This is a genomic window from Celeribacter sp. HF31, assembly GCF_011806455.1.
GTDB lineage: Bacteria > Pseudomonadota > Alphaproteobacteria > Rhodobacterales > Rhodobacteraceae > Celeribacter.
The window spans coordinates 68,619-82,282 of the sequence record NZ_JAATOT010000009.1; the positions used below are offsets into that span (position 1 = coordinate 68,619).

Sequence of the window (13,664 nt, forward strand, 5' to 3'; positions counted from 1 at the left end):
CTCTTTTCCGTGACTATTGCCGAAAGAGTCGGATTCGTGCAAGAGATTTCTAGATTTGGTAGCAACCGGATAGAGAGACACTAAAGCGCGGCAAGGCAATCCCGAGGGTCCGCCCCGGCAATGGCGCATTGGCGCAATGGCGGGGTTATATCTCGTCCGCTTTCGCGGGAGACGCCGAGAAAACATACCCGGCTCCATAGACCGTGCGAATGATTTTGGGGGAGCGGGGATCGTCACGGAGTTTGCGCCGCAACCGGCTAATGCGCGCATCCATGCTCCGGTCGAACGGATCGACGGAGCGTCCGGTGGTGGCATCGAGAAGCTGATTGCGGCTCAGCACGCGCCCCGGCGCTTTGACAAAGACCTGAAGCAGCTCAGCCTCAGCGGAACTCAGCTCGACCACATCGCCGGAGCGATGGGTCAACACGCAGGCATCGAAATCCGCAGTCCAATCGCCAAAGGTCGCGGTCTGACCGGGGAGGCTGTCGGGGTTGCGGCCTGCACCTTCGCTGCGCCTGAGGACGGCGCGCACCCGGGCGATCAATTCGCGCGGCTCAAACGGTTTCACGACATAGTCGTCCGCGCCGATCTCGAGCCCGAGGATCCGGTCGGAAATGCTGCCACGGCCGCTGACGATGATGCGGGGCAGGTCTTCGGGCAAGCGACCCTGACGCAGGAGGTTGAGCCCGTCCCCGTCCGGCAGACTCAGGTCGATCAAACAGAGATCGGGGCGCTGACGTTCAATGGCGCGCTGAAAATCCGCCTGCAATTGAAAGCATTCCACCATCACACCGTAGCTTTCCAGAGACCGTGTGATCAGGTTGCAGATATCGGCATCGTCCTCGAGCAGGAACACGCGTGTCATTCGCGGATCTCCTGCCGGGTGCGGGTGTCTGGCGACCGGCGCCCGACGGCGGACAATAATTCGTCTTGTGTGAACGGTTTGGCCAGAAACGGCACGGCCACGGGCCAAACCTGTTTGTCGGACGGTTTCGGTTTGCCGCTCATCAGCACCACTTTCAATTCGGGACGCTGAGCCGACAGACGATGCGCAAGGTCAATCCCGTTTTTCGCCCCCGGCATGTCGATATCTGAAATCACGGTGGTGATCCCCTGAACCACTCCAATCACATCCAGTGCCTCCTCCGCGTCAGATGCCTCCAAAACCGTGAACCCCACGCTGGTGACCTTTCGGCACAGAGCGCGGCGCACATCGACATCATCCTCAACGATCAGAGCAATCCCGAGCGCCCCCACGCGCTCGTTTTGATCTGAGGGACAAAATTCGGTTTCGGGCCAAACATGCCCGACATAGTCTTCGGGAGCAATTTCTAAACTCGGCAGCAAGATCGTGAACTCACTGCCGCTCCCCTCGGTGCTGTCGACATAGATCGCGCCATTGGATTGCTCGACAAAGCCATAGACCATCGACAGACCCAAGCCGGACCCACGGCCGGTCTTGGAGGTAAAGAACGGCTCGAAAATCTTTTCAGCCAGATCAGGGGACATGCCGCAACCGTCATCCCGGAACGCGATTTTCACGTAATTTCCCGGCGCCAGACGCGACACCTCGGCCTCTGCGGCCGGCAAGACATAGGGTTCAAGCTCGATGTCGATCTGGCCACGTCCGTCGGTTGCATCGCGGGCGTTGAGCGCGAGATTGAGAATCGACATCTCGAATTGCGAGCGATCGATGAACGCCGCAGAAAGAGGTGCTTTCTGGGTCAGGTTGATTTTCAGCGTGCTGGGAATAGAGGACTGCAACAGGCTGTAGATTTCCCGGATCGCCTCGCCGATATCGGTCGGTCTGGCATCGAATTGTTCGCGGCGCGCCAGCGACACGAGCCGTTTCGTCAACGCCGAGCCGCGCCGGGCGGCGGAGATCGCGGGTTCGAGAAACTCCTCGCGGATCGCGGCGCTGTCAGAGCGTTCGCTCAGGGGCAGAAGGTTGCCCAGAATGACCGTAAGCAGATTGTTGAAGTCATGCGAAATGCCACTCGCCATACGCCCGAGTGCGTCCATTTTCTGCGATTGCATCAAGGCGCTCATGGTGGCTTTGCGCCGGGTCACGTCAATCGACACAAGATAAAAGCCGATCACCTCACCGGCGGAGGGCTTGTCCGGTCGCAGCAGCGTGCGCACGTCCTTGAATTTGTTCCCGGGCAATTTCACCCGCATTTCGAAATCGACCAGCATCCCACGCCGGGCCTGTTCGAAAAAGCGCGAGGAATGTTCCATGGTATCGGGATGCAAAACGTCATAGGCGTTTTGCCCGGTGATCTGTTCCGGGGTGATACGATAGGCGCGCGCAAACCGTTTGTTGGCGTAGAGGATGGTGAAATCCTTGTCGATATGCGCGATACCCGCGGGCACTTCGTTGGCGATCAGACTAAGCCGCTCCTCACTGGCGATGAGCTGACGGGTCCGCGTCGCGATCAGATCCTGTAGCCGGTTGCGGTCGGCGACCTCTTCCAAAGCATCGCTCAGGGTCACGAAACTGTCGCCCTGTTCCGTGGTCTGCAACTGTAACTCGATATTGCGTCCCCCGGGATGCGAGACGAGATAGATGCCGGAGGAAGAGTGGGGACCGTATCCGGAGACCGGAATGACCGGCCCGCGCCAAAACTCCGCAGAGAGAAATTCCGACAGGCGCAGGTCGGGCGGGAGCACCATGGGAATGCTGTCCATGAAGGATGTCAGCGCCGCATTTGCCGCGCGCAACTGTTCGTCCGCACCGAAGATGGCGGTCGCCTGAGGGCTTGCGCCAAATATCGCTTCATAGACCGACTGCTGCTTTCGCATCACCCTGCACCTGTTTCAGGACCGCCCTGGTCGGACAAGGAATAATCCTCCCGATACGGCCCGTTTCCAAGCCGTTAATCGCTCTCGTTACAATTCGATACATTTCAGACAAAGTTGCGAAACAGTGTTGTGACCAATTACTCCGGTTCCATGCGCGCCAGAGGAGGCGGTGCACAAGGGACATCGGAGGAAAACATGTCATTTGAGAGTATCTACAACGTCGGGCTCGACGCGAATGCGGCGAACTATGAGGCCTTGACCCCGCTATCGTTTGCGGAACGCACCGCGCACATCTATCCAGAATATCCCGCGATCATCTACGGCGCGCTGCGCCGGACCTGGGGCGAGACCTACGAGCGGATGCGCCGCGTCGCCTCGGCGCTCACGGCGCGCGGGCTGCAAAAGGGTGAGACCGTCTCGATCATCGCCGCCAATATTCCCGAGATGTTCGAAGCGCATTTCGCGGTTCCCATGGCCGGGGCTGTGCTCAATACGGTCAACACACGGCTCGATGCAGAGGCCATCGCCTTTATCCTGGCCCATGCCGAAGCCAAGGTGATCATGGTCGATCCCGAGTTCGCCGATGTCGTGGACCGCGCCATTCACATGAGCGGGCTGACCGATGTGCTGGTGGTCGATATTCTGGACCCGACCTATGAGGGCGGTCGCCGGATCGGGAGGCTGAGCTATGACGACCTGGTCGCCGAGGGCGATCCGGAGTTTGTCTGGCCGGTGCCGACAAATGAATGGGACGCGATTTCGCTCAATTACACCTCGGGCACCACAGGCAACCCGAAAGGTGTGGTCTATCATCACCGTGGCGCGCATCTCAATGCGATGTCGAACATTGTCACCTGGGGCATGGCGCATCATTCGCGCTATCTCTGGACGCTGCCGATGTTCCATTGCAACGGCTGGTGTTTCCCGTGGACGATTGCGGCCAACGCAGGTGTGTGCGTCTGTTTGCGCGCCGTCCGGGCCGAGCCGATTTTCGAGCTGATCCGCGAGGAAAAGGTGACCCATTTCTGCGGCGCGCCGATCGTTTTGAACATGTTGGCCAACGCGCCCGATGCGCTCAAGGATTTCTCCCACGAGGTCAAGGTGATGACCGCCGGGGCCTCGCCGCCCGCCGCCGTGATCGCCAAGATGGAAGCGATGGGCATCGAGGTCACCCATGTCTACGGGCTGACGGAAACCTATGGCCCGTCGGTGGTTTGTGCGTGGAAATCCGACTGGGATACGCTCGACACCGATGCCAAGAGTGTGAAGAAAGCCCGTCAGGGCGTGCGCAACGTGGCGCTCAGTGGCCTCATGGTGGCCGATCCCGAGACGCTCGATCCCGTGCCCTCGGACGGGGTGACGATGGGCGAGATTTTCATGCGCGGCAACAACGTGATGAAGGGCTATCTCAAGAACCCCTCCGCCACGCAGAAATCCTTTAAAGGGGGTTGGTTCGCCTCGGGCGATCTCGGTGTGATGCACTCGGATGGCTATGTCGAGCTCAAGGATCGCTCGAAGGACATCATCATCTCCGGCGGCGAAAACATCTCGTCCATCGAGGTGGAGGATGTGCTCTACAAACACCCCGCCGTGATGGAGACCGCCGTGGTCGCCAAACCGGATGAGAAATGGGGCGAGACACCCTGTGCCTTTGTCGAGCTAAAGCCGGGTGCCGAGGCCACGGCGGAGGAGATCATCGCCTTTTGCCGCGCCAACATGGCCCATTTCAAAGCGCCCAAGACGGTGATCTTCGGGTCCCTGCCCAAAACCTCGACCGGCAAGATCCAGAAGTTCATTCTGCGCGACCGGGCCCGGGGCAGGGGGGAGAAAACGTGATGAACGCCTCTCCCTATATTCTCGAAACCGAAGGCCTGACCAAAGGCTTTCGCGGCTTCACTGCGGTCGATCATGTCGACCTGCGCGTCAAACGCCATGAAATCCACGCCCTGATCGGACCGAACGGGGCGGGCAAGACGACGGTGTTCAACCTTCTGACCAAATTCCTGACCCCGACCGAGGGCGTGATCCGGTTCAACGGCAAAGACATCACATCCGCCAAACCCGCCGAAATCGCCCGCATGGGGGTGATCCGGTCGTTCCAGATCTCCGCCGTGTTCCCGCATATGACGGCCCGCGAGAACGTGCGCGTGGCGCTTCAGCGCAAACTCGGCACCTCGTTTCAGTTCTGGCGCTCGGTCAAGACGCTCAACCGTCTCAATGACCGCGCCGACGAGCTTTTGGACATGGTCGGGCTGTCGCGTTTTTCCGACGCGATGGTGGCGGACATGTCCTACGGGCGCAAACGCGCGCTTGAGATCGCGACCACGCTGGCGACGGAACCGGAGCTGATGCTTTTGGACGAGCCGACGCAGGGCATGGGACGCGAGGACGTGGAGCTGGTCACAGAGCTGATCCGCAAGGTCTCCGCCGGGCGCACGATCCTCATGGTCGAGCACAATCTCGGCGTGGTCTCGACGCTCTGCGACACGATTACGGTTTTGCAGCGTGGCGCGATCCTGACCGAGGGCAACTACACTGAGGTCTCCGCCGATCCGCGCGTCAAGGAAGCCTATATGGGGAAAGCGGCATGAGCACGGCAGTTATCGAAAACCACGAGCTTGGCGGACAGCACCTCTCCGAGCGGATCGAAGAGCTGCGCCTGACGGACGTGCATGCCTATTACGGCGAAAGCCACGCGCTTCATGGCATCGACATGACGGTCTATCGGGGCGAATTGGTGACGCTTCTGGGCCGCAACGGTTCGGGGCGCACCACCACGCTGCGCGCGATCATGGGGCTGATCGGGCATCGCACCGGGTCGATCCATATCAAGGGCGAAGAGGTCGTCGGCATGGCCTCGCATAAAATCGCGCAACTCGGGGTGGGGTATTGCCCCGAGGAACGCGGTATTTTCGCAAGTCTCAACGTCGAGGAAAACCTCATGTTGCCGCCGCAGGTCTGCGCCGGGGGCATGTCCGTCGAGGAGATTTACGAGATGTTCCCCAACCTTGCGGAACGCCGCAAGAGCCAGGGCACGCTGTTGTCCGGCGGCGAACAACAGATGCTCGCCATGGCGCGCATTCTGCGCACGGGGGCAAACATTCTTTTGCTCGACGAAATCACGGAAGGCCTCGCGCCGGTGATCGTCGACACCTTGGGCGATGTCCTAATCACGCTCAAGAAACGTGGCTACACGGTGGTTCTGGTGGAGCAGAACTTCCGGTTTGCGGCCCCTTTGGCGGATCGTCACCTGATCATGGATCACGGTCACATCGCCGCAACCATTCTCAAGGACGAGCTGGAGGAGAAAGCGCACGTCTTTGAAGAGTATCTCAGCGTTTAAAAATAAAAGGGAGGAACCTAATGAACCTTAAGAAAATCCTGATCGCGGGTGTGTCCGTGGCATCGCTCATGTGCGGCGCAGCCTCGGCAGAGATCAGCGACGGCGTCGTCAAGATCGGCCTGCTGACCGATATGTCGGGCACCTATTCCGACGTTGCCGGCGAAGGCGCGGCCGTGGCCGCCCAAATGGCAATCGAGGAATTCGGCGGCACCGTTGCGGGCGCGCCGATCGAGATTGTCACCGCCGATCACCAGAACAAAGCCGACATCGCCGCCAACAAGGCGCGCGAATGGGGCGACACCGATCAAGTTGACGCCTTTGCGGAACTGGTCACCACCTCGGTGGCGCTGGCGGTCTTCGAAGTCGCCAAGCAACAGAACAAGATCGCGCTGGTCTCCGGCTCCGCGTCCTCGCCGTTGACGGGCGATGCCTGTATCCCGACCGGCCTGCATTGGACCTACAACACCCGCGCCCTCGCAGTGGGCACCGGCTCTGCCGTGGTGCAGGAAGGTGGCGACAGCTGGTATTTCCTGACCGCCGACTATGCCTTTGGCGAGGCGCTGGAACGTGATGTATCCGCGGTGGTCGAAGCCGCGGGCGGGACGGTCGTCGGGTCCGCAAAACACCCGTTCCCGGCCTCAGATTTCTCGTCCTTCATCCTCCAGGCGCAGGCCTCTGGCGCGAAAGTCATCGGTCTGGCCAACGCAGGCGCCGATACGGTGAACGCGATCAAGGCCGCCAATGAATTCGGCGTTGTCGCCGCCGGCCAGAAAATCGCGGGCCTTCTGGTGTTCATGCCCAACGTCAAATCCATCGGCCAAGACGTGGCCCAGGGTCTTCAGATGACCGTGTCCTTCTATTGGGACATGGATGACGAAACCCGCGCCTGGTCGCAGAAATTCTTTGAAAAGACCGGCAAGATGCCGACGGGCATTCAGGCCGGGACCTATTCCTCTGTCCTGCATTACCTGAAAGCCATCGAGGCGACCGGCTCGGACGACACCGACACGGTTCTGGCCAAGATGCGCGAAATGCCGGTCGAGGACATGTTCGCCAAGGGCGGCGTGCTGCGCACCGACGGTCGCATGGTGCATGACATGTATCTCGCCGAGGTCAAGAAACCGTCTGAATCCGACGGCGAATGGGACCTTTTGAAAATTGTCCGCACAATTCCCGGAGAAGAGGCCTATGGCCCGCTGTCCGAGAGCACCTGTCCGACCAAGTAACCAGAGACCGTCCCACCGGGTCCGCCCGGTGGGATCAACCATGCAGGAAACCTGACCATGCTGACAGATCTTCTTGGCTTTCCGCCACAGGTCCTCTTTGGCCAACTGCTTCTCGGTTTGATCAACGGAGCCTTCTACGCAGTGCTCTCGCTCGGTCTCGCGGTGATTTTTGGCCTTTTGAATATCGTGAACTTCGCCCATGGGGCGCTCTACATGCTCGGCGCTTTTGCCACGGTCGGGCTGACCACCTATTTCGGGATCGGCTATTGGGGCGCTCTCATCCTTGCCCCCCTGATCGTCGGGGCCGTCGGGATGCTGATCGAACGCTTTCTTTTGCGCCGCCTGAGCGGGGTGGATCATCTTTATGGCCTGTTGCTGACCTTTGGCATGGCCCTTGTGATCGAGGGGACCTTCGTCAAACTCTTTGGCTCCTCGGGTCTTCCTTATGCACCGCCGCCGCAGCTTACGGGGGGCGTGAACCTCGGGTTCATGTTCTTGCCGTGGTATCGCGGGTGGGTCGTTGCGGCCGCCATCGTGATGTGCCTTCTCACTTGGTACATCTTTGAGAAAACCAAGATCGGCGCCTATCTGCGCGCGGGAACGGAAAACCCGCAGCTGTTGCAGGCCTTCGGGGTGAACGTGCCGCTTTTGACCACGCTGGCCTATGGCTACGGTGTCGCTCTGGCCGCCTTTGCGGGCGTGCTTGCTGCGCCGATCACCCAGGTCAGCCCGTTGATGGGCTCGAACCTGATCATCGTCGTCTTCGCGGTTGTCGTGATTGGCGGCATGGGCTCGATCATGGGGTCCATCGTCACCGGCCTGTCCATGGGTGTGATCGAGGGTCTGACCAAGGTGTTCTGGCCCGAAGCCTCCGCCACCGTGATTTTCGCCGTCATGGCCATTGTCCTTGTCCTGCGCCCGGCGGGCCTGTTCGGCAATGCGACGTAAGGGGGCAGACAGATGAACACCAAACTTGCTTATCTCATCGCCTTCGCGCTTTTGCTGGTGGCGCCTTTCGTTCTCTATCCCGTCTTTCTGATGAAATTGCTGTGCTTTGCGCTCTTTGCCTCGGCCTTCAACCTCATCCTTGGGTTCGGCGGATTGCTGAGCTTTGGGCACGCCGCCTTTTTCGGGGGCGCGGCCTATATCACCGGACACGCGCTCAAGGTCTGGGGCGTTCCGACGGAACTGGGCATCGTGCTCGGCGCTCTGTCGGCTGGTGCCTTGGGTCTCGCGATCGGCCTGCTCGCCATTCGGCGTCAGGGGATCTATTTCGCGATGATCACGCTTGCCATGGCCCAGATGGTCTACTTCTTTTTCATCAGTGCCGATTTCAGCGGCGGTGAAAACGGGCTTCAGGGTGTGCCACGCGGCAGTTTCCTCGGTCTCGTGGATCTCCAGAGCAATCTGTCCATGTATTACTTTGTCCTGGGCATCTTCGTGTTGGGCTATTTCATCATCGCCCGCACCGTGCATTCGCCCTTTGGTCAGGTGCTCTCGGCCATTCGAGACAACGAACCGCGCGCCAGATCGCTTGGCTATGACGTGGAACGCTACAAACTTTTGGCCTTTGTCCTCTCCGCCACCATGGCGGGTCTGGCCGGGGCCACGAAAACCGTGGTGTTTCAGCTGGCCTCCCTCACTGATGCCCATTGGCACATGTCGGGTGAGGTGGTGCTCATGACGCTTCTCGGCGGGCTTGGCACCATCGCGGGTCCGGCCATCGGGGCGGGCACCATCATCACGCTTCAGAACATGCTGGCCTCCGGTCCGCTGTCGTCCTGGGTGCCCGTGGTGCTTGGCCTGATCTTCGTCGTCTGCGTTCTCCTGTTCCGCCGTGGTGTGGTCGGAGAAATCCAGGCCCTCATTCGCAAATCATTCTGAAAGGAACATCATGACCGTCATCCAAACCGTAGGTGTCATCGGCGCAGGTCAGATGGGACGGGGCATTGCCCAGGTCTTTGCACAATCCGGCTATGACGTGATGCTGCAGGACGTCTCCTCCGACGCCCTCGGTGTTGCAGAAGGCTTTATCAAGGATCGTCTCGACCGCAACGTCACCTCGGGAAAGATGACGGCGGATGAGCGGGCGGCTACTCTCGGGCGGCTCTCATATGGCTCTCACATTGAGCCGCTCGGGGCCCGCGACCTCATCGTCGAAAGCGCAACAGAGAAAGAAGCGGTCAAGGTTGCGATTTTCGAAAACCTTTTGCCGCATCTCTCGGATCATACGCTGTTGACCACCAACACCTCGTCGCTGTCTATCACCCGATTGGCGGCGACGACCGACCGGCCCGAACGCTTTATGGGGCTGCATTTCATGAACCCTGTCCCGGTGATGAAACTCGTGGAACTGATCCGCGGCATCGCGACCGATCAGCCCACATTTTCGACGATGCAAGAGGTCGTTGACCGCCTCGGCAAGATCGGCACCGTCTCGGAAGATTACCCGGCCTTCATCGTCAACCGCATCCTCGTGCCGATGATCAACGAGGCCGTCTACGCGCTGTTCGAAGGCGTCGGAAATGTCTCTTCGATTGATGCCTCGATGAAGCTCGGGGCGAACCAGCCGATGGGGCCGCTGGAGCTTGCCGATTTTATTGGCCTCGACACCTGCCTGTCGATCATGGGCGTGCTCAATGACGGACTCGCCGACAGCAAATATCGGCCCTGTCCCCTCTTGGTGAAATATGTCGAAGCCGGCTGGCTCGGACGCAAGACCGGGCGCGGATTTTACGATTATCGCGGTGCGGACGGCATCCCCGTCCCGACCCGCTGACCATTGAAGAAAGGAAGAAACCCATGAAGGTTTTGGTACCTGTCAAACGGGTGATTGACTACAACGTGAAGGTCAAGGTGAAGGCCGACGGCACGGGGGTCGATCTTGCCAATGTGAAGATGTCGATGAACCCGTTCGACGAGATTTCCGTCGAAGCGGCCATTCGTCTCAAGGAGGCCGGTGTGGCCTCCGAGGTGGTGATCGTCTCCATCGGCGAAAAGAAATCCGTCGACACGATCCGCAATGCTTTGGCCATGGGTGCCGACCGCGGCATCCTGATCGAAGAGGATCAAGGCGTCGATATCGAGCCGCTCGCGGTGGCGAAAATCCTCGCCAAGGTCGTCGAAGAGGAGGCGCCCGAGCTGGTGATCCTCGGCAAGCAGGCCATCGACAACGACATGAACGCGACGGGTCAGATGCTGGCCGCGCTCTTGGGCTGGGGTCAGGCGACCTTTGCCTCCGAGATGGAAATTGCGGACGGCAAAGCCGTGGTGACCCGCGAAGTGGACGGCGGTCTTCAGACCATTTCCACCCCGCTTCCGGCCATCGTGACGACCGATCTGCGCCTCAACGAGCCGCGCTACGCGTCGCTGCCGAACATCATGAAGGCCAAGAAAAAGCCGCTGGATGAGAAAACCGCCGCCGACTACGGCGTCGACACGAGCCCGCGTCTCACGGTGGTCACCACCGAAGAGCCCGCCGCCCGCGAAGCCGGGATCAAGGTCGGCTCCGTCGATGAACTTGTCGCGAAACTCAAAGAGGGAGGTCTGGTCTGATGGCTGTTCTGCTTCTCGCCGAAGTCGCGGGCGGTGCGCTCGCTGTTGATGCCACTGCCAAGGCGGCCACCGCCGGTGCCAAACTGGGCGATGTGACCGTGCTGGTCTGTGGCCCATCTGCCGCGGGCGACGCGGCCGCAAAACTCGATGGCGTGTCCAAGGTTCTGGTCGCCGACGATGCGGCCTATGCCAACGGTCTGGCCGAAAACCTCGCCGATCTGATGGTGTCTCTGGCGGGTGACTATTCCCACATCATCGCGCCCGCGACCACCACCGGCAAAAACGTTCTGCCGCGCGTGGCGGCCCTTTTGGACGTGATGGTGATCTCGGATGTGACCGAGGTGGTCGACGCCGACACGTTCAAACGTCCGGTCTATGCGGGCAACGCGGTGCAGACCGTGAAATCCGCGGACGCGACGAAGGTCATCTCCTTCCGCACCTCGACCTTCGACGCCGCGGGCGCCTCTGGCTCCGCCGCTGTCGAATCCGTGTCGGGCGCGGGCGACACCGGCCTGTCGGCCTTCGTCGAGGACAAGGTGGTCGAAAGCGACCGCCCGGACCTGACCTCCGCCAAGATCGTCGTGTCGGGTGGTCGTGGCGTGGGCTCCGAGGAGAGCTTTGCGATCATCGAGGCACTGGCCGACAAGCTCGGCGCCGCTGTCGGCGCGTCGCGGGCTGCGGTCGACTCGGGCTATGCGCCCAACGACATGCAGGTCGGCCAGACCGGCAAGGTCGTGGCGCCTGAGCTTTACATCGCCTGCGGCATCTCGGGTGCGATCCAGCACCTCGCCGGCATGAAGGATTCGAAAGTGATCGTCGCGATCAACAAGGACGAAGAAGCCCCGATCTTCCAGGTCGCCGACTTCGGCCTCGTCGCCGACCTCTTCGATGCTGTGCCGGAATTGACCGCGAAATTGTAACACAAAGGATTTAAAACAATGACTTATGTTGCACCAACAGAAGACATGATGTTCGTTCTCGAAGAACTTTGTGGGTTGGACGAGATTGCACATTTGCCCGGACTTGAGGACGCCACGCCCGACATGGTGTCGGCGATCCTCGAAGAGGCCGGGAAATTCGCGGGCGACGTGCTCGGTCCGCTCAACTGCGTGGGCGATCAGGCCGGGCTTGGCTTTGCCAAGGGGGAGGTGACGACACCTGAGGGCTGGCGCGCGGCCTATGAGACGCTGGTCGAGATGGGATGGAACGCCCCCACGGCCTCCCCGGATCACGGCGGCATGGGCTTGCCCGAGGTGGTGAACGCCGCGATCCTTGAGATGTTCAACGGCGCGAACACCGCGTTTCAGCTGTGTCCGCTTTTGACCCAGGGCGCGATCGAGGCGATCAACGGCTATGCCTCGGACGATCTCAAGGCGCTCTACCTGCCGAAGCTGGTGACCGGCGAATGGACCGGCACGATGAACCTGACCGAGCCTCAGGCGGGCTCCGATTTGGCGGCGATCCGGTCCAAGGCCGTGCCCGAGGGCGATCACTACCGGATCAGCGGGCAGAAGATTTTCATCACCTACGGCGAACACGACATGGCGGAGAACATCGTGCATCTGGTGCTCGCACGCCTGCCCGATGCCCCCGCAGGGGTCAAAGGCATCTCGCTTTTCATTGTGCCGAAGTTCATCCCGGACGCGGAGGGCGCGCCGGGCGCGCGCAACGATCTGCGCTGTGTGTCGATCGAGCATAAGCTCGGCATTCACGCCAGCCCGACCTGCACCATGTCCTATGGCGATGAAGGCGGGGCCATCGGCTATCTGGTGGGCGAGCCCCACAAGGGGCTTCCGTATATGTTCACCATGATGAACAACGCGCGTCTGGGTGTGGGCCTGCAAGGTGTCGGCATTTCCGAAGCCGCCACGCAACATGCGGTGCGCTATGCGATGGACCGGGTTCAGGGCGGCACGCCCGAGGGCACGGAGGCGACCATCATGGGGCACCCGGACATTCGCCGGATGCTCGGCCTGATGAAGGCCCGGACCGAAGCGGCACGGGCGCTGGCGTTTCTGGCGGCGCGGTCGCTGGATTTTGCCCATCGCGCAGAGGACGACGAAACCCGCGGCCTGCACCAGCGGCGCGTGGATCTTTTGATCCCGGTGGCGAAAGCCTGGTCGACGGAACTGTCGGTACACGCCGCCTCTCTCGGGGTGCAGATCCATGGCGGTATGGGCTATATCGAGGAGACCGGCGCGGCGCAGCACCTGCGCGACGCGCGGATCACCACGATCTACGAGGGCACAACCGGCATTCAGGCCCTCGATCTCGTCGGGCGCAAGATCAAACGCGACAACGGCACCGCCGCGCGCGAACTGGTCGCGGAGATGGAAGCGACCGCCGAGGCGCTGAAAACCTGTCAGGGCGGTGAGGCGGACTGGCCGGCGCTGGCCACGATGGTTGAAGAGGCGGCCGGGATCGTCGGCGATCTGACCGACTGGCTGGTGGCGCAGAATGGCAGCGAGCCGCTGTCGGCTGCGGTCAACATTCTCGAAACGTTTGGGGTTTGCCTCGGTGCCTGGGTGATGGGCGATGCCGCGATGGCTGCGGCCAGACGGATTTCAGAGGACCGGGGTGTGCCTCATGCCAAGGCCAAGCTGAACATGGTGCGTTTCTATGCCACCAATGTGTTCCCGACCGCCGCCGCGCTGCATGCGATCGCGAAAAGCGGCAACCGCGCGACATTGGCGCTCGAAGCTTCGGATTTCGCACTCGCGGTCTGAGCCTCCCGGCGC

12 protein-coding genes are annotated in these 13,664 nt (G+C 61.0%); 10 read left to right on the forward strand and 2 right to left on the reverse strand.

The window, feature by feature from the left end:
• Positions 1-145 precede the first annotated feature (145 nt).
• The gene (locus tag HCZ23_RS17775; protein WP_167603096.1) at positions 146-865 is read right to left on the reverse strand and encodes a response regulator transcription factor; all 720 of its coding nucleotides are present in this window, start codon (positions 863-865) and stop codon (positions 146-148) included.
• A complete protein-coding gene (locus HCZ23_RS17780; RefSeq protein ID WP_167603097.1) occupies positions 862-2,802 on the reverse strand; it encodes an ATP-binding protein in 1,941 nt (646 codons plus the stop codon). Before HCZ23_RS17780 ends, HCZ23_RS17775 begins: the two co-directional genes overlap by 4 nt.
• Positions 2,803-2,997: 195 nt before the next feature.
• Between HCZ23_RS17780 and HCZ23_RS17785 the strand changes: the two genes are divergently transcribed.
• The 10 genes from HCZ23_RS17785 to HCZ23_RS17830 are packed head-to-tail and all read left to right on the forward strand — an operon-like array spanning position 2,998 to position 13,652.
• Complete coding sequence (locus HCZ23_RS17785) at positions 2,998-4,638, forward strand: acyl-CoA synthetase (RefSeq protein ID WP_167603098.1); 1,641 nt, start codon at positions 2,998-3,000, stop codon at positions 4,636-4,638.
• Positions 4,638-5,393: an ABC transporter ATP-binding protein gene (locus HCZ23_RS17790; RefSeq protein ID WP_167603099.1), complete on the forward strand. Its 756-nt coding sequence runs from the start codon at positions 4,638-4,640 to the stop codon at positions 5,391-5,393. The genes HCZ23_RS17785 and HCZ23_RS17790 overlap by 1 nt, the downstream gene beginning before the upstream one ends.
• A complete protein-coding gene (locus HCZ23_RS17795; protein WP_167603100.1) occupies positions 5,390-6,145 on the forward strand; it encodes an ABC transporter ATP-binding protein in 756 nt (251 codons plus the stop codon). The genes HCZ23_RS17790 and HCZ23_RS17795 overlap by 4 nt, the downstream gene beginning before the upstream one ends.
• Positions 6,146-6,165: 20 nt before the next feature.
• Positions 6,166-7,371 carry an ABC transporter substrate-binding protein gene (locus tag HCZ23_RS17800; protein ID WP_167603101.1) on the forward strand — a complete coding sequence of 402 codons (1,206 nt, stop codon included), beginning with the start codon at positions 6,166-6,168 and terminating at the stop codon, positions 7,369-7,371.
• Between the two features lie 57 nt (positions 7,372-7,428).
• Positions 7,429-8,319 (forward strand): branched-chain amino acid ABC transporter permease, encoded by an 891-nt coding sequence (locus HCZ23_RS17805; protein WP_217703256.1) that lies wholly within the window; start codon positions 7,429-7,431, stop codon positions 8,317-8,319.
• Between the two features lie 12 nt (positions 8,320-8,331).
• The gene (locus tag HCZ23_RS17810; protein WP_167603102.1) at positions 8,332-9,255 is read left to right on the forward strand and encodes a branched-chain amino acid ABC transporter permease; all 924 of its coding nucleotides are present in this window, start codon (positions 8,332-8,334) and stop codon (positions 9,253-9,255) included.
• 10 nt (positions 9,256-9,265) lie between these two features.
• Positions 9,266-10,150 carry a 3-hydroxybutyryl-CoA dehydrogenase gene (locus tag HCZ23_RS17815; RefSeq protein WP_167603103.1) on the forward strand — a complete coding sequence of 295 codons (885 nt, stop codon included), beginning with the start codon at positions 9,266-9,268 and terminating at the stop codon, positions 10,148-10,150.
• Between the two features lie 23 nt (positions 10,151-10,173).
• Complete coding sequence (locus HCZ23_RS17820) at positions 10,174-10,926, forward strand: electron transfer flavoprotein subunit beta/FixA family protein (RefSeq protein ID WP_167600858.1); 753 nt, start codon at positions 10,174-10,176, stop codon at positions 10,924-10,926.
• Positions 10,926-11,846: an electron transfer flavoprotein subunit alpha/FixB family protein gene (locus HCZ23_RS17825; RefSeq protein ID WP_167603104.1), complete on the forward strand. Its 921-nt coding sequence runs from the start codon at positions 10,926-10,928 to the stop codon at positions 11,844-11,846. The genes HCZ23_RS17820 and HCZ23_RS17825 overlap by 1 nt, the downstream gene beginning before the upstream one ends.
• Positions 11,847-11,864: 18 nt before the next feature.
• Positions 11,865-13,652: an acyl-CoA dehydrogenase gene (locus tag HCZ23_RS17830; protein ID WP_167603105.1), complete on the forward strand. Its 1,788-nt coding sequence runs from the start codon at positions 11,865-11,867 to the stop codon at positions 13,650-13,652.
• Positions 13,653-13,664 lie beyond the last annotated feature (12 nt).

Bases quoted from the DNA above. Each gene is read 5' to 3' on its own strand.
- HCZ23_RS17775 (WP_167603096.1), bottom strand. From the start codon at position 865: ATGACACGCGTGTTCCTGCTCGAGGACGATGCCGATATCTGCAACCTG.
- HCZ23_RS17780 (WP_167603097.1), bottom strand. From the start codon at position 2,802: ATGCGAAAGCAGCAGTCGGTCTATGAAGCGATATTTGGCGCAAGCCCT.
- HCZ23_RS17785 (WP_167603098.1), top strand. From the start codon at position 2,998: ATGTCATTTGAGAGTATCTACAACGTCGGGCTCGACGCGAATGCGGCG.
- HCZ23_RS17790 (WP_167603099.1), top strand. From the start codon at position 4,638: ATGAACGCCTCTCCCTATATTCTCGAAACCGAAGGCCTGACCAAAGGC.
- HCZ23_RS17795 (WP_167603100.1), top strand. From the start codon at position 5,390: ATGAGCACGGCAGTTATCGAAAACCACGAGCTTGGCGGACAGCACCTC.
- HCZ23_RS17800 (WP_167603101.1), top strand. From the start codon at position 6,166: ATGAACCTTAAGAAAATCCTGATCGCGGGTGTGTCCGTGGCATCGCTC.
- HCZ23_RS17805 (WP_217703256.1), top strand. From the start codon at position 7,429: ATGCTGACAGATCTTCTTGGCTTTCCGCCACAGGTCCTCTTTGGCCAA.
- HCZ23_RS17810 (WP_167603102.1), top strand. From the start codon at position 8,332: ATGAACACCAAACTTGCTTATCTCATCGCCTTCGCGCTTTTGCTGGTG.
- HCZ23_RS17815 (WP_167603103.1), top strand. From the start codon at position 9,266: ATGACCGTCATCCAAACCGTAGGTGTCATCGGCGCAGGTCAGATGGGA.
- HCZ23_RS17820 (WP_167600858.1), top strand. From the start codon at position 10,174: ATGAAGGTTTTGGTACCTGTCAAACGGGTGATTGACTACAACGTGAAG.
- HCZ23_RS17825 (WP_167603104.1), top strand. From the start codon at position 10,926: ATGGCTGTTCTGCTTCTCGCCGAAGTCGCGGGCGGTGCGCTCGCTGTT.
- HCZ23_RS17830 (WP_167603105.1), top strand. From the start codon at position 11,865: ATGACTTATGTTGCACCAACAGAAGACATGATGTTCGTTCTCGAAGAA.